The organism is Acinetobacter sp. YH12105, assembly GCF_013419095.1.
In the GTDB taxonomy this organism is placed as follows: Bacteria; Pseudomonadota; Gammaproteobacteria; order Pseudomonadales; family Moraxellaceae; genus Acinetobacter; species Acinetobacter pseudolwoffii.
The window spans coordinates 16,346-42,948 of record NZ_VPAU01000019.1 but is presented as its reverse complement, the minus strand read 5'-3'; the positions used below and the strand labels follow the sequence as shown (position 1 = coordinate 42,948).

Annotated in this window: 24 protein-coding genes; 11 read left to right on the top strand and 13 right to left on the bottom strand. The window is 44.8% G+C overall.

Annotation, left to right across the window (positions count from 1 at the left end; translation table 11 throughout):
* Window positions 1-18: 18 nt before the first annotated feature.
* The 5 genes from FTU44_RS12790 to FTU44_RS12770 all read right to left on the bottom strand — a co-directional run bounded on the left by FTU44_RS12790 (window position 19) and on the right by FTU44_RS12770 (window position 5,173).
* Window positions 19-1,290, bottom strand: a complete 1,272-nt coding sequence (locus FTU44_RS12790; protein ID WP_180050989.1) for a glycosyltransferase family 1 protein — start codon at window positions 1,288-1,290, stop codon at window positions 19-21.
* A 91-nt stretch (window positions 1,291-1,381) separates the two neighbouring features.
* Window positions 1,382-1,615: a hypothetical protein gene (locus FTU44_RS12785; protein ID WP_074384026.1), complete on the bottom strand. Its 234-nt coding sequence runs from the start codon at window positions 1,613-1,615 to the stop codon at window positions 1,382-1,384.
* 222 nt (window positions 1,616-1,837) lie between these two features.
* Entirely contained in the window at window positions 1,838-2,854 is a 1,017-nt protein-coding gene (gene ilvC, locus FTU44_RS12780) for a ketol-acid reductoisomerase (protein WP_005172704.1), read from the bottom strand.
* 103 nt (window positions 2,855-2,957) lie between these two features.
* Entirely contained in the window at window positions 2,958-3,449 is a 492-nt protein-coding gene (ilvN, locus tag FTU44_RS12775; protein ID WP_004813125.1) for an acetolactate synthase small subunit, read from the bottom strand.
* Window positions 3,446-5,173 carry an acetolactate synthase 3 large subunit gene (locus FTU44_RS12770; protein WP_180050986.1) on the bottom strand — a complete coding sequence of 576 codons (1,728 nt, stop codon included), beginning with the start codon at window positions 5,171-5,173 and terminating at the stop codon, window positions 3,446-3,448. The genes ilvN and FTU44_RS12770 overlap by 4 nt, the downstream gene beginning before the upstream one ends.
* Window positions 5,174-5,860: 687 nt before the next feature.
* Between FTU44_RS12770 and FTU44_RS12765 the strand changes: the two genes are divergently transcribed.
* The 4 genes from FTU44_RS12765 (at window position 5,861) to holA (ending at window position 10,775) form a co-directional block, all read left to right on the top strand.
* Window positions 5,861-6,211 carry a DUF4124 domain-containing protein gene (locus tag FTU44_RS12765; RefSeq protein ID WP_005172709.1) on the top strand — a complete coding sequence of 117 codons (351 nt, stop codon included), beginning with the start codon at window positions 5,861-5,863 and terminating at the stop codon, window positions 6,209-6,211.
* 123 nt (window positions 6,212-6,334) lie between these two features.
* On the top strand, window positions 6,335-8,956 hold the full coding sequence (leuS, locus tag FTU44_RS12760; protein WP_180050984.1) for a leucine--tRNA ligase: 2,622 nt from the start codon (window positions 6,335-6,337) through the stop codon (window positions 8,954-8,956).
* Window positions 8,957-9,233: 277 nt separating this feature from the next.
* Window positions 9,234-9,767 (top strand): hypothetical protein, encoded by a 534-nt coding sequence (locus FTU44_RS12755; protein ID WP_005095647.1) that lies wholly within the window; start codon window positions 9,234-9,236, stop codon window positions 9,765-9,767.
* A 9-nt stretch (window positions 9,768-9,776) separates the two neighbouring features.
* Window positions 9,777-10,775, top strand: coding sequence for a DNA polymerase III subunit delta (gene holA / locus FTU44_RS12750; protein ID WP_180050981.1), 999 nt, complete (start codon window positions 9,777-9,779; stop codon window positions 10,773-10,775).
* Here the strand turns inward: holA and FTU44_RS12745 are convergent.
* A complete protein-coding gene (locus FTU44_RS12745) occupies window positions 10,772-11,221 on the bottom strand; it encodes a bacteriohemerythrin (RefSeq protein ID WP_180050979.1) in 450 nt (149 codons plus the stop codon). The two genes, holA and FTU44_RS12745, sit on opposite strands and share 4 nt — an antisense overlap.
* 591 nt (window positions 11,222-11,812) lie before the next feature.
* On the opposite strand from FTU44_RS12745, the gene FTU44_RS12740 reads away from it, so the two are divergent.
* From FTU44_RS12740 to FTU44_RS12730, 3 genes are read left to right on the top strand one after another with little or no spacing between them, the layout of a single operon-like run.
* Window positions 11,813-13,177, top strand: a complete 1,365-nt coding sequence (locus tag FTU44_RS12740; RefSeq protein ID WP_180050976.1) for a MacA family efflux pump subunit — start codon at window positions 11,813-11,815, stop codon at window positions 13,175-13,177.
* A 2-nt stretch (window positions 13,178-13,179) separates the two neighbouring features.
* Window positions 13,180-15,156, top strand: a complete 1,977-nt coding sequence (locus FTU44_RS12735) for a MacB family efflux pump subunit (RefSeq protein WP_005095636.1) — start codon at window positions 13,180-13,182, stop codon at window positions 15,154-15,156.
* 10 nt (window positions 15,157-15,166) lie between these two features.
* Entirely contained in the window at window positions 15,167-16,585 is a 1,419-nt protein-coding gene (locus tag FTU44_RS12730) for an efflux transporter outer membrane subunit (RefSeq protein WP_159516231.1), read from the top strand.
* Window positions 16,586-16,654: 69 nt separating this feature from the next.
* Here the strand turns inward: FTU44_RS12730 and FTU44_RS12725 are convergent, their stop codons facing one another.
* From FTU44_RS12725 to orn, 3 genes are all read right to left on the bottom strand, one after another.
* Window positions 16,655-18,490, bottom strand: coding sequence for a tetratricopeptide repeat protein (locus FTU44_RS12725; RefSeq protein ID WP_180050973.1), 1,836 nt, complete (start codon window positions 18,488-18,490; stop codon window positions 16,655-16,657).
* A 98-nt stretch (window positions 18,491-18,588) separates the two neighbouring features.
* Complete coding sequence (locus FTU44_RS12720) at window positions 18,589-19,359, bottom strand: ThiF family adenylyltransferase (RefSeq protein WP_005172727.1); 771 nt, start codon at window positions 19,357-19,359, stop codon at window positions 18,589-18,591.
* Between the two features lie 457 nt (window positions 19,360-19,816).
* Window positions 19,817-20,374 carry an oligoribonuclease gene (orn, locus tag FTU44_RS12715; protein WP_005095622.1) on the bottom strand — a complete coding sequence of 186 codons (558 nt, stop codon included), beginning with the start codon at window positions 20,372-20,374 and terminating at the stop codon, window positions 19,817-19,819.
* Window positions 20,375-20,498: 124 nt separating this feature from the next.
* Between orn and rsgA the strand changes: the two genes are divergently transcribed.
* From rsgA to secB, 4 genes are all read left to right on the top strand, one after another.
* Window positions 20,499-21,557: a ribosome small subunit-dependent GTPase A gene (gene rsgA / locus FTU44_RS12710; RefSeq protein ID WP_074384016.1), complete on the top strand. Its 1,059-nt coding sequence runs from the start codon at window positions 20,499-20,501 to the stop codon at window positions 21,555-21,557.
* Between the two features lie 93 nt (window positions 21,558-21,650).
* A complete protein-coding gene (locus tag FTU44_RS12705; RefSeq protein WP_005095619.1) occupies window positions 21,651-22,058 on the top strand; it encodes a rhodanese-like domain-containing protein in 408 nt (135 codons plus the stop codon).
* Window positions 22,059-22,076: 18 nt separating this feature from the next.
* Window positions 22,077-22,334, top strand: a complete 258-nt coding sequence (grxC, locus tag FTU44_RS12700; RefSeq protein ID WP_100329331.1) for a glutaredoxin 3 — start codon at window positions 22,077-22,079, stop codon at window positions 22,332-22,334.
* A gap of 38 nt (window positions 22,335-22,372) precedes the next feature.
* Entirely contained in the window at window positions 22,373-22,831 is a 459-nt protein-coding gene (gene secB / locus FTU44_RS12695; protein WP_004278389.1) for a protein-export chaperone SecB, read from the top strand.
* Window positions 22,832-23,006: 175 nt separating this feature from the next.
* Here secB and FTU44_RS12690 read toward each other — a convergent pair whose 3' ends face one another.
* From FTU44_RS12690 to FTU44_RS12675, 4 genes are all read right to left on the bottom strand, one after another.
* Complete coding sequence (locus tag FTU44_RS12690) at window positions 23,007-23,813, bottom strand: enoyl-ACP reductase (RefSeq protein ID WP_004647438.1); 807 nt, start codon at window positions 23,811-23,813, stop codon at window positions 23,007-23,009.
* Window positions 23,814-23,940: 127 nt separating this feature from the next.
* The gene (locus tag FTU44_RS12685) at window positions 23,941-24,762 is read right to left on the bottom strand and encodes a TatD family hydrolase (RefSeq protein WP_180050971.1); all 822 of its coding nucleotides are present in this window, start codon (window positions 24,760-24,762) and stop codon (window positions 23,941-23,943) included.
* On the bottom strand, window positions 24,759-25,721 hold the full coding sequence (locus FTU44_RS12680) for an RsiV family protein (protein WP_180001553.1): 963 nt from the start codon (window positions 25,719-25,721) through the stop codon (window positions 24,759-24,761). The genes FTU44_RS12685 and FTU44_RS12680 overlap by 4 nt, the downstream gene beginning before the upstream one ends.
* Before the next feature lie 49 nt (window positions 25,722-25,770).
* Window positions 25,771-26,595: a hypothetical protein gene (locus tag FTU44_RS12675; protein ID WP_180050968.1), complete on the bottom strand. Its 825-nt coding sequence runs from the start codon at window positions 26,593-26,595 to the stop codon at window positions 25,771-25,773.
* Window positions 26,596-26,603 lie beyond the last annotated feature (8 nt).

Genomic DNA, 26,603 nt, shown 5'->3' with positions numbered 1-26,603 from the left:
GCTCTTGTTTTAATTAGGTCATTTATTTTGCCTTGTGATTGAATACAGAACCTGTTCAAACTGCTCTACAGGATGTTGCCATCCGACCTTCTGTGCACAGTGTGAAGCATACACACCCATTCTTCTAAGTGTGTGATAATCTGGTAACTTTAAGATATTGGCTGTTAAATCTTCTTGTAGACCCAGTGAGCTGAGCCAGCCTGTTCGGTCGTGTTGTACATGTAGATGTGCACAAGCATAATCATAAGCAATAACCGGTAGTCCACTGGCCATCGCCTCCAATACCACATTGCCAAAGGTTTCAACCTGACTCGCAAAGCAAAACACATCGGCACTGGCATAAGCTTCAGCAAGCTGTTGACCACGCAAACTCCCGGTAAACACAATCGAAGCATCATGATTCAACTGCTCTAAGCGCTGTCGGTCTGGACCATCTCCGACCACCACCAGACGCACATCCTGACAATACATATGACGCAATGTGAAATATGCCTGAATCACCACTGGTATTTCTTTTTCAGGCGATAAACGCCCGACATACAACATGACACGGGTCTCTTTGGAAGCTCCCCAGTTCTGGCGTAGGGAATCAGAACGCCATTTAGGTGAAAAGGCTTGTGTATCTACCCCTCGCCCCACCACAACCAGTGGACACGTCACTCCAAATTTGTGGAGTGCTTCGGCAGTTTCACGACTCGGCACACAGGTAATTGCGGTATGGTTATGAAACCATTTGAGATAATGCTGAATAGGTTTAACCAAGAATGCCAAATCAAAAAAACGGCTAAATTCCTGAAATGGAGAGTGAAAGCCGCTTGATACAGGAATTTCAAGGAATCTTGCAGTTTGCTGCGCGGCAAGCCCTAATGGGCCTTCTGTGACGATATGCACTACATCGGGTGCAAAGACTTCTACCGCATGGCGAACTTTTAGAAACTGCGGCCAACCGAACTGTAAGCCTGAATATTTGGGAATACGCTGTGCTTTAACCAAACATTCCCGATAGGGTTGAAATTCAGCACAGATGCCTTTTTGCTCGGGTCGAATCAATAAAATTTTATGCCCCTGTTTTTTCAGCCCTTTGCAGAGTTGTAACAGTGAATGGGCTACCCCATTAATTTCAGGTGGCCATGTTTCGGTCACTATGGCAATTTTTAAGCGGGGGCGTACCAAATCTGCAAGCGCAGATGATTTTTGAGGACTTTTCAGACGTTGCTGTTTTAAGTCAAATTGAAAGCCATCAAGGAGTGCTTGTTGTTTTGTTAAGGCTTGGCTGTAGGGCTGATTCATGTCGCACCTATCTTACTTATTTATGTTTTAAGCAAAGCATAGGTGTTCTGTGTGACTGTTTGATGAAGTAGCAAAAACTTAATAATGGGTGCTATGCAACCCAAAATAAGCCTTCTGAATTGAATATCATTTTGGCTGTAGAAGCTTTTTGATCTTTAATAGTTAGAATTAATCCTTTGTAGTAATTAGGGTCATTACAATCAATAAATACATCACGCTTAAAAATATCTTTTATCTCAAAAACTAAATTGCTCTCAATAAAATCATTAATATTTATTAGATTATTTTCTGTACTAATCTCAAATCCTAAGCATTTAACTTTCATGCATTTTCCAATAAAAACCCCATAATAACGAGGTCTTTATAGCATAAAATTCAACCAAAAGGAGTATTAATTCTTTTACTTATCAACGATTTTGTCTACTTGAATCCAAGGTACGAAAAAAATAAAGCACTGCTTTATTCTTCTTGAGGCACGTAACACCAAAAATAAAAAACCCACTCAAAATGAGTGGGTCTTCGCATTCAAATCAATTGATTCGAGAAATTAGTTTTTCTCTTTATCAACAATTTTATTTGCTTGAATCCAAGGCATCATCGCGCGAAGTTTGTTACCCGTTACTTCGATACCGTGAGCAGCGTTTTGACGACGACGAGCAGTCATAGATGGGTAGTTCAACGCACCTTCTTGAATGAACATCTTCGCGTATTCACCAGACTGAATACGTTTAAGTGCATTACGCATCGCTTCACGAGACTGCTCGTTAATTACTTCAGTACCCGTTACATATTCGCCATATTCAGCATTGTTCGATACAGAGTAGTTCATGTCCGCGATACCGCCTTCGAACATCAAGTCAACGATCAATTTAAGTTCATGTAGACATTCGAAGTACGCCATTTCAGGCGCATAACCAGCTTCAACCAAAGTTTCGAAGCCCATTTTAACCAGCTCAACTGCACCACCACAAAGAACTGCTTGCTCACCGAAAAGGTCAGTTTCAGTCTCTTCACGGAATGAAGTTTCGATAATACCAGTACGGCCGCCACCTACGCCTGAAGCATAAGAAAGTGCAACGTTACGCGCGTTACCAGATGCATCCTGGTGAATTGCGATTAAGTCAGGAACACCTGAACCACGCTGGTATTCAGAACGTACTGTGTGACCAGGTGCTTTAGGCGCAACCATGATTACGTCAAGGTCAGCACGTGGAACAACTTGGTTGTAAAGAATCGAGAAACCGTGAGCAAACGCTAAAGTAGCACCTTGCTTGATGTTTGGCTCAATCTCGTCACGATAAAGTTGAGATTGGAATTCGTCTGGCGTCAAGATCATGACTACATCCGCTTGCGCTACAGCAGCAGCAACTTCAGCAACTTTAAGACCTGAATTTTCAGCTTTTTTCCAAGAAGTAGAGTTCGCACGTAAACCTACAGTGACATCAACGCCAGAATCTTTCAGGTTAAGCGCATGCGCGTGACCTTGTGAACCGTAACCAATGATCGCTACTTTCTTAGATTGGATGATAGATAAGTCAGTGTCTTTATCGTAAAAAATTTGCATTGCTGTCTCCGCTTAATGCTTGTTTGTCCGTTAAATCAGGCAATGACCCTTGTATTTACATTGCCTGATACCCCCTTCTTATTAGGATGAGGAAATATTTAAATTAGATGGTTAAAACTTTTTCGCCGCGCGCAATACCTGAAACGCCTGAACGCACCACTTCTAAAATGGTGTGTTCTGCAAGTGCATCAATAAATGCATCAACTTTTTCAGTCGTACCTGCAATTTGAATGGTATAGGTTGTCGGCGTTACATCGACAATCTGACCACGGAAAATATCTGCGGTACGCTTAATTTCGTCGCGAGATGAACCCAGTGCTTTGACTTTGATCAGCATCAGTTCACGCTCAATGTGAGCACCTTCAGACAGGTCAACCACTTTCACCACTTCAACCAGTTTGTTCAATTGCTTGGTGATTTGCTCAATCTTGTGATCATCGCCATAAGTGGTCAAAGTCAAACGAGAAAGTGTTGGATCTTCAGTTGGCGCAACGTTTAATGTTTCGATGTTGTAGCCACGCTGTGAGAATAAGCCCACTAAACGGGAAAGCGCACCTGCTTCGTTTTCAACAAGTACAGAGATGATATGTCTCATGCTGTGCGCTCCCCTTTTGCTAACCACATATCTTGCATCGATTGACCTGCAATCAACATCGGATAAACATGCTCAGTACGATCAACCATGACGTTAATAAATACGCACTTGTCGTTAATCGCCATCGCTTCTGCAAGTTTCGACTCAAGCTCATCGGCATGATCAATCTGAATACCGACGTGACCATACGCTTCCATCAACTTGGCAAAGTCAGGCAGTGACTCTACATAAGAGCTAGAATGACGACCTTCGTAATTCATGTCCTGCCATTGTTTCACCATACCTAAAGCACGGTTATTCAGGCACAAGATTTTTACGTTCAAGCCATATTGCTTACAGGTCGACAGTTCCTGGATACACATCTGAATCGATGCTTCACCGGTGATACACACCACTTGCTGTTCCGGGTATGCAAGCTTCGCAGCCATTGCATACGGCAAGCCCACACCCATGGTACCTAGACCACCTGAGTTGATCCATTGACGTGGACGTTTGTATTTGTAATACATCGCACCAAACATCTGATGCTGACCGACGTCAGAAGTAATGATTGCTTCGCCATTGGTCACTTTGTCCAATGCCTGAACCACTTGTTGTGGCTTCATTACGCCATCAACACCTGCTTCAAAACGACCGCCATGAACCTTGCGCCATTCATTGATCTGCTTCCACCATGCCGCAATCGCTTCAGGATTTGGCTTAGAAACATTAAGCTGTTTCAACTGGTTCAGCATCTCATTCAATACAGGCTCTACAGCACCGACAATTGGAATGTGCGCCATAATAGTTTTTGAAATCGTCGCTGGGTCGATATCAATATGAATCACTTTGGCATTCGGACAGAATTTCGCAGGGTTATTAGTAACACGGTCATCGAAACGCGCACCCACACACAGAATTACATCTGCATTGTGCATGGTCATATTGGCTTCGTAAGTACCGTGCATACCCAACATACCGATGAACTGTTCATCATCGCCCGGGAATGCGCCTAGACCCATCAAGGTATTGGTCACTGGATAACCCAATAAATGCGCCAATTCTGTCAATTGTGCTGAAGCATTGCCTTGAACTACACCACCGCCTGAGTAAATCACTGGACGTTTAGCGTTGATTAATTCTTCAATTGCTTTACGAATTTGACCTGAATGACCACGGAATGGTGGCTGATACGAACGCATCTTCACTTTTTCTGGGTATTCGTAAGCAAATTTTTCTGCAGGATTGGTCGCATCCTTTGGAATATCGATCACTACAGGGCCTGGACGACCTGAAGACGCGATATAGAAGGCTTTTTTAATGATTGCAGGAATTTCGCTGGCATGACGCACCTGGAAACTATGCTTCACGATTGGACGTGAAATGCCGACCATATCGGTTTCCTGGAATGCATCTTCACCAATCAGATGACTCGCAACCTGACCTGACAAAATCACCATCGGGATTGAGTCCATATAGGCCGTTGCAATTGGCGTTACCGTATTGGTTGCACCCGGACCTGAGGTCACCAGTACCACACCGGTCTTACCTGTGACGCGTGAGTAAGCATCCGCCATGTGACCGGCAGCTTGTTCGTGACGTACGAGGTAATGATTGATTTTGTCTTGTTGAAATAGCGCATCATAAATATGAAGAACTGCGCCGCCTGGGTATCCAAAAACATGTTCAACGCCTTCGTCCGCTAATGCGCGAACAAGCATTTCACCACCAGATAGAAGTTCCAACGTGATTCACCCTAATATTATTCACTGCACAAATGGGAGGCATTTGCAGTGTTTCATTTGTTAACTGTCTGCACTGTTATAGCACACAAATTTCATAGTTTTCAAAGCAATAGGAAAAAAAATCTGATCTCTTGGCTGTTCGAGCAATACGGGATCTAAAACATGTTGGGATAAACATATTTTGCTTAGCTTTGTTCAATTTCTCGGCTAGAAAAATCGCCCACTGCATGAAATGACACTTAGTCGAAGGGTGATCGATTAAGGCATATAAAACTATTGCAGCATTCTTGTGTTTTCAGGCTTTAAAGTCAAGTTTAAAAAACAGGCAATATGCGCTTTAAAATACCTGATTTGCTGTTTTTAACAGCAATCTAGAGCAAGGACAGTAATAAAGAATTAATCTAATAATATTTAATCCAATAAAATTCATAAACTTATATATTTAATTTTATAAATTTTTAGTATGTCTTATATAAAAAAAATGAATGAATTTTTAATAAATCCAGTGAAGTTGTTTATCAATAAATTTTGTGTCTGAAAATTTGCTCACCACCTCTACAAACGAGATGCAGAAGCTGTTCGACCCTTGATCATGAATAGAGCGGATAAAAATTCATTATTTTTACTGTGAAAATCACTACAATGTTTTGTAGTATTTTATGGCTAGAACACAGAGGCTCAAAAACAATGAAAATATCTTTTTTAACTGCCTTAAGTCTGAGTTGTGCAATTTCTCTGGGCATCTGTAGCAGCAGTGCTTCAGCAATCCAGTATTATAAATGGGTCGATGCCAAGGGCACCACACACTATACGAAAACACCGCCCCCGAAAACAGCGAAAAAAGCCACAACTGTCGATACCTATGGCTGGAAAAACTCGGCACCGACACCGCCTAGAACGAGTGAAACTGAAGTGCAAACAGAAAATAGCGCTCAAGAACAACTGCAACAGCCTCAAATTCCTGCGAATCAGGATCAGCAGCAACGTGAAGCCAACGAAGCCTTAGAACAATCGAAAAATCGCGCAGTGGCTTTATAAGACACTTCCATATAGAACAGCATGTTTTTTCTTCGGGAAATGCCGGCGCAAAATTCACTTTTAGGTGTATTTTGCGCTATGCTGTGCAACAGACTTTTTTCACCGTAATTCACTGATACGTTTATGACTACTCACATTGATTCCGAATATCAAGCCAGTGCGATCGAGCCTCAAGTCCAACAGGATTGGGAATCTCGCAAAGCCTTTAAAGTTGCCGACAAAGTAGAAGGTCCACGTCGTTATATTCTCTCGATGTTCCCTTACCCAAGTGGCAAGCTGCATATGGGTCATGTGCGTAACTATACGATTGGTGACGTGATCAGCCGTTTCCACCGTTTAAAAGGTGAAACCGTTCTGCAACCGATGGGTTGGGATGCTTTTGGTTTACCTGCTGAAAACGCAGCGATTGCACACCAGGTTGCGCCAGCAAAATGGACTTTCGAAAATATCGCCTATATGCGCGACCAGTTGAAAAAACTCGGTCTTGCAGTAGATTGGGATCGTGAATTTGCGACCTGTACCCCTGAATACTATCGTTGGGAACAATGGTTATTTGTTCAGCTTTATAAAAAAGGCCTGATCTACCGTAAACTTTCTACAGTGAACTGGGATCCGGTCGATCAGACTGTGCTTGCCAACGAACAGGTTGAAAATGGTCGCGGTTGGCGTTCAGGTGCATTGGTAGAAAAACGTGATATCCCAATGTACTACTTCCGCATTACCGATTATGCGCAAGAATTACTTGACGATTTAGACACGCTTAAAGATGGCTGGCCACAACAGGTCTTGACCATGCAGCGTAACTGGATTGGTCGCTCACAAGGGATGGATATTAGTTTCCCTTCAGCAAATCCAGAAATCTATGCAGACGGTTTAACGGTATTTACTACCCGTGCCGATACCTTGATGGGCGTGACCTATGTTGCAGTTGCAGCTGAACATCCAATGGCACTGAAAGCGGCTGAAACAAACCCAGAATTGGCTGCATTCATTGAAGAATGCCGTATGGGTTCTGTGGCAGAAGCGGATCTTGCGACTGCCGAGAAGAAAGGCATGGCAACCGGTCTTTCTGTGAAGCATCCTGTGACTGGTGAAGAAGTTCCGGTCTGGATCGCCAACTATGTGTTGATGTCTTACGGTTCAGGTGCGGTGATGGCGGTGCCTTCACACGATGAGCGTGACTTCGAATTTGCCAATAAATATGGCTTAAGCATCAAACAAGTCATTGATGCCAAAGGCGCTGACGATAGCGACTTTTCTGCAACAGAATGGCAAGAATGGTACGGTTCGAAAGAAGGCAAACTGGTGAATTCAGGCGAGTTTGACGGTCTAGATTTTCAGGGTGCATATGATGCATTCCTAGCCAAACTAGAACCAACAGGTCTGGCAAGCTCTAAAGTTCAATTCCGTTTACGTGACTGGGGTGTTTCCCGTCAGCGTTATTGGGGTTGCCCAATTCCAATGATCAACTGTGAAAAATGTGGTCAGGTTCCTGTACCTGAAGAGCAACTTCCAGTGGTCTTACCGACTGATGTCGTACCTGATGGCTCGGGTAATCCATTGAACAAGATGCCTGAGTTTTATCAAACCACTTGCCCAAGCTGTGGTGGTGATGCGCGTCGTGAAACAGACACGCTGGATACCTTTGTAGAGTCATCTTGGTACTATGCACGTTATGCATCTCCTGATTTTACTAATGGTTTAGTTAAACCTGAAGCTGCTCAAACATGGCTTCCAGTAAATCAATACATCGGTGGTGTTGAACACGCGATTCTGCACTTACTTTATGCACGCTTCTTCCACAAATTGATGCGTGATGAAGGTGTAGTACAAGGTAATGAACCATTTACCAACCTGTTAACTCAAGGTATGGTTTTGGCAGATACTTATTACCGTGAAGCTGAATCAGGCAAGAAAACCTGGTTTAACCCTGCAGATATCGACCTCGAACGTGATGAAAAAGGGCGTATTCTGTCTGCGAAATACCAAGGTGATGGTCAGGACGTAATTGTTGGTGGTCAGGAAAAAATGTCGAAATCGAAAAATAACGGTATCGACCCGCAATCCATTATCGACCAATACGGTGCAGATACCGCACGTGTATTTATGATGTTTGCAGCACCACCGGATCAATCGCTTGAATGGTCGGATGCCGGTGTTGAAGGTGCTAACCGTTTCTTGAAACGTGTATGGCGTTTGGCAACAGGCTTCCTTGAAAAAGGTAACGGTGCATCAAACATCGACAAAGCGGCACTGTCTACGGCTGCACAAGACCTACGCCGTAAAACCCATGAAACCATCCAGAAAGTCGGTGATGACATCGAACGTCGTCATGCATTTAACACTGCAATTGCTGCATTGATGGAACTTCTAAACGCGAACAACAAGTTTGAAGCCCAAGATGACAATGACGTTGCTGTTGCACGTGAGTCGATTACAACGCTATTAACTTTACTTGCACCATTTGCACCGCATTTAAGCCAGACTTTATTGGCTGAATTTGGGATTGAATTGAATTCAACTTTATTCCCTGCAGTAGATGAATCTGCGCTGACACGTAATACGCAAACCATCGTGGTTCAAGTCAACGGTAAACTTCGTGGCAAGCTTGAAGTATCTGTAGATGCTTCTAAAGATGACATCTTGGCTCAAGCCAAAGCATTGCCTGAAGTTCAGCAATTCTTGACTGGTCCAACCAAGAAAGAAATTGTTGTTCCAAATAAGTTGGTGAACTTGGTGGTTTAAATCCTGAGGAATTGTTTAAGCACTGCTTTAAACAATTCTGCAAGGGGATGAGGGCGAATAATTCACCTCTCCCTAACCCTCACTTGCGTTCAGTTTTAAAAGCGCTGCTTTAAAACCTCACTCAGGAGAAGGACTTTAAGAAATAATCCCTCCAAACTTCCCTTTGCCAAAGGGAGGCTTAAAAAACACAAAGCCCGTTGCCAGCCAACGGGCTTTGACTTTACAATCCAGTTCAGGATTTCAAATATTCCCCTTCGGGAAGCATAGAGGGCAACACATGCATTTGGGCAAACGTTTAGCAGCAATTGTTTTAACTTGTGGTCTGAGTGCAGGCTTAGTCGGCTGTGGTTTTCATCTGAAAGGAACCAATCCGAGCTCCGCACCTGTTGCTTACTCTGTCATGAGCCTGTCTTTACCGCCCAATACTGAAGAACTGCAAGAAAAACTGGCAGTTTACCTCGGTGCTGCAGGCGTACAGCTAAGTAATGCACCTAATGCTTATGTATTGCGTGTTCTCGATTACACGCCGCGCCGCTTAGAATTAAACGGCAAGCTGGTAGAAACCTTGCTGCGTTTAAATGTAACCTTCCGCATTGAAGATGCGCAAGGTAATCCGGTGACCGAACCACGCACTGTGGTGGCAACGCGTACTTATCAATATGACATTGAAACAGTCAACACTGATGACCAGGAACAAAAGTTTTTGAATCAGGTGATTATTGATGATGTGGCACAGCAGATCGCGCGTCAGATTTCATCGAACCGCCTCCCCTTGGCCAAACAAAATACCCCAGCGCAACCTGCTCAATAAGAACGCCTTATGAAACTTGACTATCTGCAAGCCCTAAAACGTGTCGATGAAGCTCGCGGTGCCTGGGTCTTGCATGGTCAAGAGCCTTTGCTAGAACAAAACCTGATCGATGCCTTTCGCGCACATTGGCAAGCCAAAGATATCGAACGTCAACGTTATGATGTCAGTTCAGTTTCTGAGTGGAAAAATGTCTTTAATGCATTGAACAGTTTGTCATTGTTCTCAACCCAACTGGCAGTTGAAGTGCATGGCAATATCAAACCAGATGCCAGTAGCCTCAAACTGCTGAAAAGCTATTTACAACAAGACAGTGATAATCTGCTATTGGTCGTTATGCCCAAGCAAGATGCGAGCAGCCTCAAATCCAGCTTCTTCCAGACGGTTGAGGCCAATGGTGTCTGCGTTGCGCTTACTGCAAATTATCCACGCGATCGTCAGCAAATTTTGGCAGTTGAAGCAGAGAAACTGGGGATTAAACTGGCCCATGATGCCTGGCAATGGCTGGAACAGCATCATGAGCACAACTTGCTGGCAGCCAAAAACAGCCTGATGCGGGTCAGTGACACCTTTACGGAAGTTGATGTGATTCAGATTGATCATTTATATGCCTGCTTACAGGATCAATCACGCTATAGCACCTATGATTTAAGTGATGCCCTGCTGCAAGGCAATCTCTCGCAATCGATCAAGATTTTCCAGTATCTGGTCGCTTCAGGTGAACCGATGAGCCTGATCTTATGGAGCCTGAGCAAGGAAATGCGTCTGTTGATGCAACTGTTTGAACAGCCGCAAAATGCCTTGCAAATTGGAATCTGGAAAACCAAAGTCGGGCTATATCAGCAAGCTTTACGCCGTCTCAGCCCACAACGCTTTTTGAGCTGGCCCCAGCTGTTAATCCGTATTGATGCAGCCATTAAAGGGATGTCCAAAGAGAACCCTGAACATCTCATCTTACAGGCCATTGCTGAAATGTGCGGTCAACGCTTATTTTTAGCGCCGAGTGCTTAACCAAAGAAACGTGCAAACCAGCCCTTGCCTTTTTTGCTTTCCTGAGCACGTAAATAACTCAACATATTATCGCGCACTGCATCGACATAGTCCTGATCATCATGTTGAATATGATTGATCAGCCATTTGGACAATAAACGATATAAATCATTTTCAATCGATTCTCCCTTTTCGAACTTGAGACGATAATCATTGAGTCGTTTCACAAATAATTCATGTATACCGCGATGCGAAGCTAAGTATTGATAACTGACCTGTTCCAGCAGGTTTTCTTCAAAGCTGAAATGTGACTGGGTATAATCGATTAAATCCTCCAAGACCTCTTTGATTCGATCGCGATCTCCTGTGCTTTTTACCTGCTCCAAAGCATTTATATAATCTAAAATTTGACGGTGCTGATTATCGATTACGTCGATTCCAATATTATAGCTTTCATTCCATTCCATCGTTAAACCCTCATCAATGTTGCGAGCAAAGTTGTATTATTTTTTGCACAATACATGTGCGTTTTCTTGTTAAGCGGTAAAACCATAATTTTATTATGGAATTAAATCTTACAAGCTTTATTTATTTAAATCCATATATAAAACATGGGTTTTTAAATTTTTTTTCTACTTAATTTTCAACTGGTTTTTACTATTGGGACTAAAGGGAGGAAAATTAAGCCAGAAACAGCCTTAGAACAAATATCACACAACAAATCTAGTATGTTTGGTCTTATGTCTTTATTGATTCACACTCGATTTTATTTGTGCAGCGCTTTGATTGAAAAAATACTGTTGGGGACAGTAATATTTTATTTAAGAGTCAGCTGATGATCTTTTAAATAGGATCGATGTTATCTAGAGAGGGTCAAAATCCTGTCAGCAATGTCAGAACAAGCAATTCATGGAGCATTTTAAAATGGTCTGTATGGGCGATATTTTCAGAAATCAGCCAATAGAAAATAATTCTCATTATAATTCAAAAAATTCACGATTTATCCCAATTTCGCTTTTATAATCAATCCCTATCTTTGATCCGAATTCGTACTCAATATGCCAAAAATAAAACCGACGAAACTGATTATGGCCGCCGTGATTGCCATTGTGTTAATCGCTGCGGGGTGGTATTTCCTCAAACCTAAAGAACAGCCGCCACAGTATATTACTGCTGAAGTAACACAGGGTGATATTGAAAGTTCTGTACTGGCGACCGGTATTTTAGAAGCCACCAAAATGGTCAGCGTAGGTGCCCAGGTTTCTGGCCAGGTGAGACAAATGTATGTGGAACTCGGTGATCAGGTTAAACAGGGTCAGCTGATTGCACGAATTGATTCTGTTCGTCAGGAAAATGATTTAAAAACTGCTGAAGCCAGCATTAAAAACCAGATGGCACAGCTTGCAGTGAGACAGGCGAATCTGGCCAAAGTTGAAGCTGAATACAATCGTCAGAAATCCATGTATGCACAGGATGCAACTTCCCGTTCAGAGCTGGAATCTGCATTTGCCAGTTATAAAACGGCTCAGGCCGATATCACGGCAATCAATGCACAAATCGAACAGTCGCGCCTGACCTTGGCAACTGCCAAAGAAGACTTGGGTTATACCCAGATTGTGGCACCGATGGATGGCACGATTGTGGCGATTGTGACCGAAGAAGGTCAAACCGTGAATGCCAATCAAAGTGCACCGACCATTGTGAAACTGGCCAAGCTCGACACCATGACCATCAAAGCTGAAATTTCTGAAGCAGATGTGATGAAAGTGGAAGAAGGTCAAACCGTTTATTTCACCACGCTGGGCAATAACGAGAAAAAGATTTACGCCAAACTGCGTCAGGTTGAACCTGCACCCAATTCGATTAATACCGATTCAAATACATCTGGTTCATCGTCAAGTTCTGCGGTGTATTACAACGCTTTATTTGATGTGCCAAATGAAGACGGCAAACTGCGTATTGATATGACGGCGCAGGTTTATATCGTGCTGGATGAAGCTAAAAATGTGCTGACCATTCCAGCCGCTGCGATTCAGAGCTCAAATCGTCCGGCACGTGCCAATCGGGGTGAAGGTTCTCGCGGAGAAGGCTCCCGTAGCGAAGCTAATCCAGCAGCACGTCCTGAAACTGAATCAACTCAAGGCAATCGTCCTGCCGCTGAACGCCCTGCCCGCCTAAATCTGTCTGACGCTGAAATTGCGCTGATTGAACAAGGAAAAGCGCAACGTGCCATGGTGCGTATCTTGCAAGCCGATGGTACTGCAAAACCAACCCCTGTGCTGATCGGTTTGAATAACCGTGCCACTGCACAAGTGCTGAAAGGTTTAAAACGTGGTGATCAGGTGGTGATTGCCGATGGTTCTGATACTTCCAATGATGCAGCAAAACGCGGTGGTAATAGCCGTGGCCCAATGAGAATGTAAGCATGAATTCACAACAGCAGCCTCTGCTCGAGGTAAAAAATCTGGTACGTGAATTCCCTGCGGGTGAAGGTACAGTCCAGATTTTAAAAGGGGTGAACCTGGAGATTTATCCGGGTGAACTGGTGGCGATTGTCGGCCAGTCCGGTTCGGGCAAATCAACCCTGATGAATATTCTGGGTTGTCTGGACAAACCGACCACGGGTAGCTACAAGGTCAAAGGCCGTGAAACCCGGGAACTGGAAGCAGATGAACTGGCACAGTTACGTCGTGAATATTTCGGCTTTATTTTTCAGCGTTATCATCTGCTCGGCGATTTAAACGCAGCAGGCAATGTCGAAGTCCCTGCCATTTATGCGGGTGCAGATTCATCGGAACGGCATGCGCGTGCGGTCAAGATTCTGACCGATCTGGGTCTGGGCGAAAAAACCCAGAACCGTCCGAGTCAACTGTCAGGCGGTCAGCAGCAACGTGTGTCGATTGCCCGTGCGCTGATGAATGGCGGTGATGTGATTCTGGCCGATGAGCCGACAGGTGCCTTGGATAAGAACAGCGGTATTGAGGTGATGCGTATTTTGCGCGAACTGAATGCCAAGGGTCATACCATCATTCTGGTTACGCATGATCATAATGTGGCAAAAAATGCGACACGAATCATTGAAATTTCAGACGGGAATATCATTTCCGATCAGCCGAATGTGCCTGAAGCCGAAGACCATCTGGAAAAGCAGCCGCTGATCCGTAATCAACAAAAGAAGATTTCTTCATGGCGTTCGGCGGTTGACCGCCTCGGTGAGGCCTTCCGTATGGCTTTGCTGGCCATGAATGCGCATCGCATGCGGACTTTCCTGACCATGCTCGGGATCATTATCGGTATCGCTTCGGTGGTTTCAGTGGTGGCTTTGGGGAATGGTTCACAGAAGCAGATTCTGGAAAATATCAGCAGTCTGGGCACCAATACCATTACCGTATTTCAGGGGCGGGGCTTCGGAGATAATTCCAGATCTTCACAAGCCAAAACCCTGATTCCAGCCGATGCCGATGCGCTGGCCGAACAACCGTATGTCGATGGCGTCAGTCCCTCTGTGAACAGCAGTGTTACCGGCCGTTATAAAGAAATTGAAGCCTCAACCACGGTCAATGGCGTCAGTGAAGATTTCTTCTATGTGCGTGGCATGACTTTCCAGTCCGGTCAGCCCTTTGACCGCAGTAGCGTCATGCAACAGGCACAAGATGTTGTCATTGACACCAATACCAAAAATACCTTCTTTAAAGATGGTACTAATCCGGTGGGACAGGTGATTTTACTGGGTAGCGTCCCGAGCCGGATTATCGGGGTGATTGATGCACAAAAAGGCATGATGGGCAATAATGACAGCCTGAATGTCTACCTGCCGTATTCTACCGTGATGAGTCGTATGCTGGGGCAATCTAACGTTCGCAGCATCATTGTGCGGATTAAGGATGAATACCCAAGTGCGGCGGCTGAAAATGCAATTTTAAACCTGTTGGTACAGCGCCATGGCGCGCAGGACGTGTTTACCCAGAATGCCGACAGTATTCGTGAAACCATTCAGCAGACCACAGCGACTATGACGCTTTTAATTTCGGCGATTGCGGTGATTTCACTGGTGGTCGGCGGGATCGGGGTGATGAATATCATGCTGGTGTCCGTGACTGAACGTACTCAGGAAATTGGGGTGCGGATGGCAGTGGGTGCACGTCAAAGTGATATTTTGCAGCAGTTCCTGATTGAAGCAGTGCTGGTGTGTATTTTAGGCGGTATTTTGGGGGTGCTGCTCTCGCTCGGGATTGGCCAGCTAATTACCCACTTTGCCGGCGGTACTTTCCAGATGGCCTATTCAACCACTTCGATTGTGGCTGCCTTTGTCTGCTCAAGCCTGATTGGAATTGTGTTTGGCTTTATCCCGGCACGTAATGCCGCTCGTCTGAATCCAGTCGATGCGCTTTCTCGCGAATAAGGAACCTGATATGCAAATGAATTTAACCAAGCTTGCCAGTGCCCTGTTGCTGGGAAGCTCGCTGACCGGTTGTGCGGCAGTGGTAAAAACACCTTATGAGCAGCCTGCGATTAATATGCCGGGCAACTTTCAAAATAATAAGGTCTTAAGTCAGCAGATCCATGCCGACATTCTGGCAGATCAATGGTGGACCTTATTTAAAGATCCGCAATTGAACAGTCTGGTCGATCAAGTGCTGGCGCAGAATACAGATCTGGCGGTGGCTGGCATCAGTTTGCAACAGGCGCGCATTCAGGCCAGACAGGCACAAAGCCAGCAAGGCGTCCGTGTCGGTGATGCACGAATTTCAACGGGCCAGCGTTTTGATCTGGAGGGTGGCAGCAATGCTTCGACGGGTCTTTCACTGGGCTATCCGGGCTTAAGCTATGAACTGGATCTGTTTGGCAAACTGGCCAATCAGACTGAAGCGGCGCGCTGGGAAGCCTTGGCATCTGCACAGGACTTACAGGCGACGGCGCAGAGCCTGATTGGCACCACGGCACAGCTTTACTGGCAATTGGCTTATTTAAACGAGCGTTATAGCGTGGTACAGCAAAATCTGGCAACAGCGCAAAAAACCTATGATCTGGTGCAGGTACAATATCGTGCCGGTGCGGTGTCCGGTCTAGATTTAACCCAGGCCGAACAGGCGATTCAAAGCCAGCAAGCCACCTTAAGCCAGATTGAGCAGCAACGGGTGGAAACGCGTACCGGCCTCGCAGTATTGCTGCATATGCCAGTACAACAGCTTTCTATTCAGGAGCCAAGCCGTTTACCGAATATTCAATTACCGAGTATTCAGGCCGACTTACCCGCGAGTTTATTGTCCCGTCGTCCCGACCTCCAAGCGACTGAACTACGTTTGCGTAAAGCGCTGGCCAATAAGGATGCCAACAAAGCCAGTTATTATCCTTCAATCAGTCTGACTGGGAATTTGACTACAGGTATTGGCAGCAGTACCTCGCTTTCAAATGCGTTGAAGAATCCGGTGGCGACTTTAGGTGCGGGTCTGACCTTGCCCTTCCTGCAATGGAATGACATGAAACGTGATCTGCAAGTCAATGAGCTAGAATATGAAAAAGCGATTATGCAATATCGCCAGACCATGTATGAAGCCTTCGCCGATGTGGAAAATGCCTTGTCGAACCGGACTGAAATCAGTAAGCAAGTCACTTTGCAGCAACGTAATGTCGAACTGGCTGAACGTACCGAACGCCTGACTGAAGTACGTTATCGTAATGGCGCGGTGGCGTTAAAGAACCTGCTAGATGCGCAGGAAACTACGCGGAATGCACGGCTGTCTTTGGTACAAACCCGACAGAACCAATACAATGCCTATGTGACTTTAATGCAGGCATTAGGTGGCAGTCCAATCCAGCAATTACCTTAAACAAAGCTTGAACCATAAAAAAACCGCTGTCTAACAGCGGTTTTTTATATTGCGTGATGTCAATAAAAATTACTTCATTTGCAAATAGGCATGCACATTTTTCAATAATTCAGTTGATCGCTCATGCCCGAGCAAACTGCCTTTTTCCAGCCAGTCCCGCGCGACTCCAATATCGCGTTCCACCCCAATTCCCTTGGTATATAAACGTCCCAGATGACTATAGGCATCGGCATTGACCTGCGCTGCCGCCTGACGGTAATACTGTACCGCCTGTTCAATATTTGCCTCAGTGCCTATGCCATTTTCAAACGCTTCCCCCAGCGCATTCAGTGCCACACTATTCTGCTGAGCAGCCGCTTTTTGCAGATAGCTCAAACCTAAGGCAATATCCTGCGCAATCTGTTTTCCTTTAAGATACTCCAAGCCCAATTCTGCCTGTGCCTGTGCATGTCCCAGTTGTGCAGCCTGATGCAGATAACGATTGGCCTGCTCTGGATTAAGGATAAAGACCGGATAAAGACCTGACAGAGCCTGATACAGGAACCAGGCTGCTTCCTTGGAGCCTTTCGCAACCGCCTGATTCAGATATTGAATGGCTTTGTCGCGTGTCGGCAATGGATATTCCGCCAGACTATAAAAACGCCCGACCACATAAATTAAATCTGCCTCAGACTGAGCCTCGATCTGCCAGTATTGCTGGGCCACTGCCTGAATCATGCGGGTGGCTTTGGCTGTGTCTTTTACAGTACCGATGCCATTTAAATAACACAGTGCCAGACCCATTTGTGCATAAGCATCATCGGGACTAAGCTGAAATGCTGCCTGATATAATTCAAATGCCTTTTGCGGCTCATAAGCCACTAGATGCTGTTCAAAATACAGCGCGGCAATCATGCATAAAGCGGGCGGATGCTGAGTATTGGCAGCTTCAGACCAGTAACGAAACGCCATGGTTTCATTTTTATCGACATACCAGCCATGAAAATAAGCCAGTCCAATTAAAGTCTTGGAATGCGCATCGGCATGTTCTTTCGACTGCTGCATCAAATGCTGGAACACGCGCTGACGCTGGTCGGTATCGATACGGCCTTGCAGTACGCCAGCATAATAATCATAGAGACCTTTTTGATCACCAAGACTGATACAGCGTTTAATAAATTGCAGGGCTTGAGTCTGGTCTTGGGGCAGCCTCTGTCCACGCGCATAATCATCGGCGATCTGCTGATTGGCAGCCAGATGATCTTGCTGCGCAGCTAAAAACAGATAATGAATTCCCTGAACCAAATCTTGAGCCGCTGAATCTGTTAAATAATACTGCGCCAGTTGATACTGCGAATTGCTATGTCCCTGCCCGGCATTTTGAATGAGTAAGGCCAAGCGCTGCTGTTCAGCGCTCTTCTCTTCTGGATTTGTTTCTGTAGTGGAAGAAAGTTCAGTGATGCGGTACTGGGCATCCAGATTGCCACGGGCTACGGCATGTCGGTACCAGTACAGCGCTTTTTCCGGGTCAGCCATTTGATAGCGTTGCTCCTCATGAATCTGCCCTAGATGATAAGCTGCGTCATCACTGCCCAGATGAAAGGCTTTATCGAGATAACTGATGGCTGTTTCCGTATTTTGCGCATGTCCCAGACCCTGCAAATGCATCAGCCCCATGCCGACATAAGCCTGTGGAATTTCCTGTTGCTGGGCAAGATTCTGGTAAATCTGATAGGCGCGTGCATAATTCGGATGTTCAGGATCTGAACTCAAGCGCGCCGCATGCTTGAGCTGTGCATCAAGCTGCTCAATCCATAGATCATGCTGCACAGCTTTGGCCTGATCACGTTTTACCGGATCCGGACGTTTCCACATCCAAATCCCCAAGGCCCCTATCCCCAAAATCAATACCAGCAAGAACCACATAACTGCTCCAAAACATTATTTTTGTTCTGCAAATGAATCCTTTCATTCTAAACGCCGTATCAAAAAAAGCACATATCTTGTGCTTTTTATTTTGTAAATCAGGCTTTTGCTCTTTTACTATCCAGCTTCTTCAAGCCTTCTGCCACAGCGACCATGGCAAAGCTTGAAGTCACCACCACGGCAGAGCCATAACCACCACAGCGCAAGCCGGCACTGGCACAGACATCGGCACTCGAGAACGGATTATCGATAGAATAGACACAGGTAATGCCGAATTTTTCTTTAGGTTTTTTACAAATACCTTTGCCGCGTAACTGGGCACGCAATTTGGCCAGCATCGGGTCCTGTTCGGTTTTAGATAAATCGGCCACCCGAATTTTCAGGGGATCCAGTTTACCGCCTGCTCCGCCTGACACAATCAAGGGAATCTTGTTAAAGCGACAATGCAGCATCAAGGCAAATTTGGCCTTCACATCATCAATACAGTCGAGAATTAAATCAGGATTACCTGCTAAAATTTCTTTGATATTTTCCGGCGTCAGATAATCATCAATCAGATTGATCTTGATCCGTGGATTAATGGCATGACAACGCTCGGCCATCACTGCAATTTTTTCATGGCCCAAGGTCGTGCTCATGGCAGGCAATTGACGATTAATATTGGATGCCGCCACCACATCCATATCGACCAAACTCAGCTCGCCCACACCGCTACGTGCCAGCGCTTCTACTGCCCAAGAACCGACACCACCGATGCCAATCACCATCACATGACTTTTTTCATAATGACTGAAGCTGTCTTCTCCATAAATTTTGGCAACACCCGCAAAGCGGCGCTCATATTCATCGTCTTGAAGCAGTTCAGTCATAAGTCATCAATAGCTGTTAAATCACGGCTTATTTTAGCAAAGTCAGCATTTTTTTACTGCTTCTAAAATTTTGATACAAAATCTATCAGCAAAATCAGAAAGATAAATTCAGGAACATTTATAATTGGATAAAATTCATACATAAAACTTTAAATATGGGAGTCAAACACTGTGCTGATCAATGCTCTTTTGGCTCTCAATTTTATACTGATCACTCTACATTTTTATTTTTACAGTAGCCAAAAACAGAAAAACTATGCGCTGAGTATTTTTATTCGTTTGTTGATTTTAGGCTTATTCGGATATGTGATCCTAGATCGCCATGAAACCCAGACCCATCTGATTTTGGTACTGATATCCTGGGTGATATTTGAACTGATTGAGAGTTTATATCAAAAGAAAAAAGCATCAATCTCATAAAAAAAGAGGCTTTCGCCTCTTTTCAATTCATCGGAATTTAGTCTTTATTCATGATAAAGAAATATTGACGATAGTATTTCAGTTCGGCAATTGAATCACGAATGTCATCCATCGCCAGATGCGAAGCATTTTTCTTGAGACCACTCATGATTTCAGGACGCCAGCGTTTTGCCAGCTCTTTCACTGAAGATACATCCAGATTACGGTAGTGGAAATATTGTTCCAGCTCAGGCATCAGGCGGTGCAAGAAACGGCGATCCTGACAGATCGAGTTGCCACACATCGGGGATGACTTTGGATTGACCCATTTTTTCAGGAATTCAATGGTTTGCTGTTCTGCATCCTGAGCCGTCAGTTTACTGCGACGCACCCGTTCAATCAGACCAGACTGGCCATGTTGACGAGTGTTCCACTCATCCATGGCATTTAACAGACGTGTAGGCTGATGCACCGCAAGCACAGGACCTTCTGCCAGAATATTCAAATTGTCATCGGTTACAATCGTCGCAATTTCAATAATTTGGTCATTGTCTGTGTCTAGACCTGTCATTTCAAGGTCAATCCAAATCAGGCGGGTATCAGCGGTGCTGCTCATAAATGTGCAATCTTATTGGGTTTAAAAACAACTATAGTAGCAAATTAATTACATCTTGGGTGTCATTCGGGGGCTGCTTCATGCTATTTTTGCCATCTGATTTACCCGGTTTTTTAGGATATGAATGGCCTTAATACGTAAGCGTCGTCTGACAGAGCAACAACAGCGCCGCATTCAGAAACAACAGAAAACACGTCAAGAAGATCTCGATACCTCCAGTGATCTGGAAGGTTTGGTAGTGCAACACTACGGCCGCCAACTTGAAGTGCAAGCTTTGTCTACTCCTGACATTCACCCTGAAAAACCTGTGGTCGCCGATGGTGAGCCTGAACCTTTCTGGAAAGAAATTGAACTAGGCAGCGTCTGGCGCTGTCATACCCGAACCAATCTGGATTTACTGGTCACGGGTGACCGGGTTAAATGGCAAGCCGATCCGAATACCGGTTTAGGAATTATTACGGCGATTCATCCACGTAAATCCTTATTGACCCGTCCTGACCGCTATCACAAGGTTAAACCGGTAGCGGCCAATATTTCACTGATTGTGATTGTGTTTGCACCATTGCCTGAGCCAGCACCGGGCCTGATCGACCGTTATCTGGTGGCCTGTGCCGATGCCGATATTCCTGCGCTTCTAGTGATGAACAAAGCCGATTTGTTAAAAGAGAACGATCCAATTCTGATTCTGCTACAAGAATATCAAGACCTCGGTTATGAAGTAATGCAAACCCAGTCCGATGGTGATCTGACTGGATTGTCCAATCGTCTGGAAAATGAAACGGTGGCTTTTGTCGGTCAATCGGGTGTCGGTAAAAGTACGCTGATCAATGCGATCGTGCCAGATGCAGCCCAGAAAACCAATATTATTTCGGAAAACTCGGCACTCGGTCAGCACACCACCACCTCAACCCGTTTGATCGGTTTTGGTGAAGGTGCTGCCCTGATCGACTCTCCGGGAATTCGTGAATTTGGCCTGTGGCATCTGCCTTTAGATAAGGTACAAATCGGTTTTCCTGAAATTGAAAACCTGCTCGGACACTGTCAGTTCCGGAACTGCACGCATAAGCATGAAAAACAATGTGCTTTACGTCAGGCCGCGAGTGCGGGTGAAATTTTACCGCGCCGACTGGACAGCTATTTGCGTTTAATCGATGAAATCACTGAAGCACAGCAAAAAAATTAATTTTCTTGTGCCTCAACCCTTGAAGCGGTGATTTTGATCACCATATTTATGAGCTATACTCTTGGCAATTTTAAAATTGTAATTAGGTGAATTGTGGAACGTTGGTTCGAGTTTATGGGGAATCACCCCTTCTTATTTGGAACACTCGCGGTATTGGTAGTTTTGTTCTTCATTATCGAAGGTCAACGTAACGGTCGTAAAATTTCTCCGCAGTCGCTGGGAATTTTAGTCAAAGCAAAAAATGCCATGCTGATTGATTTACGGGATGCCAAAGACTTCCGTGAAGGTCATATCAGCGGCAGCCGTAACATTCCATATAGCCAGATTACAAAGCATGTTGAAGAGCTGAAAGCATCTGATCGCCCTTTGGTGTTCATTTGTAACCTTGGACAGGTGGCTGGTACTGCGCTACAACAAGTGGGTCATGCCGATGCATACCGTCTTGATGGCGGCATCAGCAACTGGAAAGCCCAGGGTTTACCTTTGGTGAAAAGCAAATAATCCACGAACAGGAGATTGATCATGGCTGACGTTATTGTTTATTCAACGACTGTGTGTCCTTATTGCGTGCGTGCAAAACAGTTGCTTGAGCGCAAAGGTGTCGCATATAAAGAAATTAATCTATCTCAAGAAGCACCTGAAGTACGTCTTGAATTGATGCAGCGTACCAATCACCGCACTGTGCCACAAATTTTTATTAAGGATCAATTCATCGGTGGTTTCGACCAGCTTTATGCTTTAGAGCGTGAAGGCAAACTCGATGAATTACTGGCTTAATTCTATTAAAATCATCACTTTATATTAAGGATCAAAGAATGAGTGAAGAACAACAAGCTCAACCACAATTGGCATTAGAGCGTATTTATACCAAAGATATTTCTTTTGAGGTTCCTGGGGCACAAGTTTTTACCAAGCAATGGCAACCTGAGCTCAACATCAACCTTTCTTCTTCTGCAGAAAAAATTGATGAGACTCATTTTGAAGTGGCTTTAAAAGTCGTTGTTCAAGCGACCAATGAAGGTGATACTGCTTTTATCGTCGACGTGACTCAAGCCGGTATCTTCTTGGTAGATGGCGTTGAAGAAGAGCGTCTTCCATACATCCTGGGCGCATACTGCCCGAACATTCTGTTCCCGTTCCTGCGTGAAGCAGTGAATGATATGGTGACTAAAGGTAGCTTCCCACAGTTGCTGCTTACCCCAATCAACTTCGATGCTGAATTTGAAGCCAATATGCAACGTGCACAAACTGCCGCTGTAGATGGTCAGGCTTAATCGCTGTCCTGCAAATCTAAAAAAGACCGCTTATGCGGTCTTTTTTATGGCCTTGAGTGAACTCCCCCTTTATCAAAGGGGGAATGAGGGGGATTTTAATCGTTTCCTCACTCAGAGGAAGAAGTCATTCCCCTCTCTCTAACTCTCTCCCTGAGGGAGAGAGAACTTATAGGATTTATTCCGCATCCGCCATTAAATCAGCACTCATACCCACGGTATTGAAACCGGCATCGACATACAGGATTTCACCGGTAATGCCATTGGCCCATGGCGAGCACAGGAATAATGCTGCATTGCCGACATCTTCAATCGTTACATTACGTTTTAATGGCGCAACTTTTTCATTTAAGTCGAGCATTTTACGGAATGATTTAATACCTGAAGCTGCCAAAGTACGGATGGGACCCGCAGAGATCGCGTTCACACGAATACCTTCCTGCCCCAGGCTAGACGCCAAATAACGTACGCCAGCTTCTAAAGAGGCTTTGGCCATACCCATCACGTTATAGTTTGGCATTACACGCTCAGAACCTTGATAGGTCAATGTCAGCAAACAACCTTGACGGACTTGTAGCAAAGGTTTTGCCGCACGTGCCATTGCGATAAAGCTATAAGCACTGATGTCATGTGCAATATTAAAGCCTTCACGATCCGTGATCTCGGTGAAGTCACCGTCCAGCGTATGTGCCGGTGCAAAACCGATAGAATGCACCACGCCGTCCAGACCATCCCAGTGTTTAGCCAGTTCAGCGAATGCATGGTCAATTTCAGCATCGACTGCCACATCACAAGGAAAAACCAGTTTCGAACCAAACTGTTCAGCAAAGTCATCTACCCGCTTTTTCAGCTTTTCATTTGGATAAGTAAAAGCCAATTCAGCACCTTCACGATGCAATGCCTGAGCAATACCAAAAGCGATCGATAATTTACTCGCAATGCCCGCGATCAAGAAGCGCTTACCCGCCAAAAGTCCTTGTGCCATGTGAATCTCACCTAAAAAAATGTATATGGCATGATGCCAAGTCTGGAGCATTTTAGAAATTGCATAATGCACCTTTTTTTCGATTTATGATGAACTGGGAATTTAAGACTGAGTTAAGAGTATTAACTTAAATGGTCAGATGCAGGGCCTGATGAGTATTTTGCCAGAGCTGTTCAGCCAGTTCCTCTTTGTGCATATGCAGGCTCTTTGCCAGTCCTTGCAGCACATAAGGTAAATTTGCAGGTGTATTTCGGGTACGTTGCTCACCTGACTGTTGACAGCATAACGGCGTCATATCCGGACAATCGGTTTCCAGCACCAGATGTTCTGCACCGACTGCCTGTACCACCTGATGCAGTTTTCTGGCATTCGGATTGGTAATCTGACCAGTAACACCAAGCTTAAACCCCAACTTGACAAAAGCCTTGGCTTCCTCGACACCTCCGCCAAAGGCATGTGCGATTCCACCCTGTTTAAACTGATGCTGTTTTAAAATTTGTAAAACTTCTGCATGTGATTTACGGATATGCAGCAAAATCGGCTTATCAAATTGTTGTGCCAGTTCAATTTGTGCAGCGAAAAAATCTTGCTGCTTTTGAAAAATTTCAGGTTGTTTATGCTGCTTTAAAAATGTGTCGAGACCGATTTCACCAATGGCAATGCATTGTTCATTTCTAAGTAGCTGCTCCAGATCATATAAATGTTCAGCCTGATGCTGTTCAATATAAAACGGATGCAAGCCGGGTGCCAAGTGGCTATGCGGTGCATTTTCCAACCCGTTGATAAAATGGTGGGTTTTTAACAAATCCTGAAAGCGGTTTTGCAAAAAGCCAATTAGAACCAGATGTTCCACACCTACCGCTTTGGCCGCATAGGCCAGATGTTCCCGATCAGGATCAAAATCGGGAACATCAAAATGGGTATGCGTATCGAACAGTTTTAACTTCATTCGGCTTTAGATGCTAACGCTGGCTGTGCCTCAGAGGCTGCTGTTTCAGCTTGCAGCAGATATTGCGGTTTTAGCACGCCTTGTAGCTGCGCATAAGGAATCATTAAGCGCGGCAAACCCACCACATAAGGTCCGATTTCATATTCGGCATATTGTAAGATCAAACCTTCTTTGGCCAGATAAAAATTATCGGTCAGTATGAACTTCCAGGCCTGTTCATATTCAGCGACATCTTTTGCCAGCTTGGACTCCATGACCCAGACTTTAAAAGCCTCATACGCCTGTGCTTCGAGTTTGGCTTTTTGCTTCTCGGCAATAATGTCATCCAGCTTGACCAGTGTTTGCTGTTCAAGATCAAAATTATAATAGCGCTGTGCAGATGCTCCGTGCGCACCTCCCAGATAATGGCTACTGTTTAGCACCACAGTCGCCAATGGATCACCCGAATTCAGAATCTTGGGCTTAATCATCAGGCTAATGCTATGACTGGCACTCAGTGCTTTGAGCTCCTTGTCCAGATTCAAGAAGGTCTGCATAGAAGGCTGAATTTGCTGCTCAAGCTGCTGTTTTGGTGTAGTGACCGTCGACAAGGCTGTTTTTGGTTCAGAAGCAGCCACTTCGGCTTCACTGGCAGCAGTGGCTTTTGCCGGCTCAATCGCATCGACAGACAGGATATTTTTTAACTGTTGCAAAATCTGCTGATCGATCCATTCATCAATAAAGCGCTGATTACTGTTCAGGCGTTCAATCGAAATTTCCGGACAGTTTTTACCCTCACACTCTGGAATCACCAGCTTGAGTTTTTCGGTATCACCACTAAGTTTCAGGACTTCTGGCTCGGTTTGTACCACTTCAGGAGAAGTCGGCTCTTTCGGCTCATTGCTCTTCGGCTGACATGCACTCAGTAAAACTGCGGATGCCAGTATCGATAGACAAAAAATATTCTTATATTTTGGCATTCATTACCCTTTTCAAAACGTGTAATTAATCCTGAGAGGATTACGACCTTTAGAAGATATTCCGATAGACTTCGGCTTTCAAGACCTGTTGTGTTTGTTCTTTTGTTAAATAGATATCCAGTTGTTTGGCATCTTTGCTAATGTCATGACTGCGATAATGCAGACCAATCCCTTCCTGATCGAAGAACCACTCAGCCTGCCCCCAATACAGTTTTTTCGGTGCTTGCTGCTGAACCTCGTGATTATTGTCCTTTAACCATTTTTCATAAGCGGTTTGAATGATCTTGTCCATTAACAACTGTTGTTTGGGATCGATAATATCCAGTGGGGTCAGCATTTTTTGTTGTTGACGATCGGCTACAAAAAAATAATAGCGCTCATACACACTGATATTTTCCTGTTTACTATCAATACCAATTTGCAGCAAGACATATTGATTACGCTGATAGGGAATGCGGGTATACAGCGATAATTCATAAGCCTGATTGAGCTGGAGTTGAGCCTGCCAGGCATCCGATTTTTTCACATAGGCATTCATCGCCTGTTGTAAACTCATATCCTGTTTTAAGCCAATTTGATCCTGAATTACCTTGGCCTGCTGTTTTTCGATCCAGTGATTCATCCATGGATCAGCCGTATATAAAGTCTGGATATCGACATTGATACAGTTTTTGGTTTCACAAAATGGCAAGGCGATCTTGGCCGGTTGTTCTTGAATATTCAGGTAAGGCAAAATACTGGCACTTTGCTTAACTGGGGTTGTTTTTCCATCCGGCTGGTCAAGTTCCGGTTCTTTTTCGCTTTTATCACAGCCACTCAGGACAAGACTTAAACCAATGACAGCACCGAGGGCGGCTTCCTTGCTGAACTTCATTTTTAAAC

Coding starts and splice junctions, on each gene's coding strand:
- FTU44_RS12675 (WP_180050968.1), bottom strand. CDS start 26,595: ATGAAGTTCAGCAAGGAAGCCGCCCTCGGTGCTGTCATTGGTTTAAGT.
- FTU44_RS12685 (WP_180050971.1), bottom strand. CDS start 24,762: ATGAAGTTAAAACTGTTCGATACGCATACCCATTTTGATGTTCCCGAT.
- FTU44_RS12680 (WP_180001553.1), bottom strand. CDS start 25,721: ATGCCAAAATATAAGAATATTTTTTGTCTATCGATACTGGCATCCGCA.
- FTU44_RS12745 (WP_180050979.1), bottom strand. CDS start 11,221: ATGGAATGGAATGAAAGCTATAATATTGGAATCGACGTAATCGATAAT.
- FTU44_RS12765 (WP_005172709.1), top strand. CDS start 5,861: ATGAAAATATCTTTTTTAACTGCCTTAAGTCTGAGTTGTGCAATTTCT.
- ilvN (WP_004813125.1), bottom strand. CDS start 3,449: ATGAGACATATCATCTCTGTACTTGTTGAAAACGAAGCAGGTGCGCTT.
- ilvC (WP_005172704.1), bottom strand. CDS start 2,854: ATGCAAATTTTTTACGATAAAGACACTGACTTATCTATCATCCAATCT.
- FTU44_RS12790 (WP_180050989.1), bottom strand. CDS start 1,290: ATGAATCAGCCCTACAGCCAAGCCTTAACAAAACAACAAGCACTCCTT.
- orn (WP_005095622.1), bottom strand. CDS start 20,374: ATGAGCAGCACCGCTGATACCCGCCTGATTTGGATTGACCTTGAAATG.
- FTU44_RS12740 (WP_180050976.1), top strand. CDS start 11,813: ATGCCAAAAATAAAACCGACGAAACTGATTATGGCCGCCGTGATTGCC.
- FTU44_RS12755 (WP_005095647.1), top strand. CDS start 9,234: ATGCATTTGGGCAAACGTTTAGCAGCAATTGTTTTAACTTGTGGTCTG.
- FTU44_RS12785 (WP_074384026.1), bottom strand. CDS start 1,615: ATGAAAGTTAAATGCTTAGGATTTGAGATTAGTACAGAAAATAATCTA.
- FTU44_RS12690 (WP_004647438.1), bottom strand. CDS start 23,813: ATGGCACAAGGACTTTTGGCGGGTAAGCGCTTCTTGATCGCGGGCATT.
- holA (WP_180050981.1), top strand. CDS start 9,777: ATGAAACTTGACTATCTGCAAGCCCTAAAACGTGTCGATGAAGCTCGC.
- FTU44_RS12725 (WP_180050973.1), bottom strand. CDS start 18,490: ATGTGGTTCTTGCTGGTATTGATTTTGGGGATAGGGGCCTTGGGGATT.
- FTU44_RS12735 (WP_005095636.1), top strand. CDS start 13,180: ATGAATTCACAACAGCAGCCTCTGCTCGAGGTAAAAAATCTGGTACGT.
- leuS (WP_180050984.1), top strand. CDS start 6,335: ATGACTACTCACATTGATTCCGAATATCAAGCCAGTGCGATCGAGCCT.
- FTU44_RS12730 (WP_159516231.1), top strand. CDS start 15,167: ATGCAAATGAATTTAACCAAGCTTGCCAGTGCCCTGTTGCTGGGAAGC.
- secB (WP_004278389.1), top strand. CDS start 22,373: ATGAGTGAAGAACAACAAGCTCAACCACAATTGGCATTAGAGCGTATT.
- FTU44_RS12720 (WP_005172727.1), bottom strand. CDS start 19,359: ATGACTGAACTGCTTCAAGACGATGAATATGAGCGCCGCTTTGCGGGT.
- rsgA (WP_074384016.1), top strand. CDS start 20,499: ATGGCCTTAATACGTAAGCGTCGTCTGACAGAGCAACAACAGCGCCGC.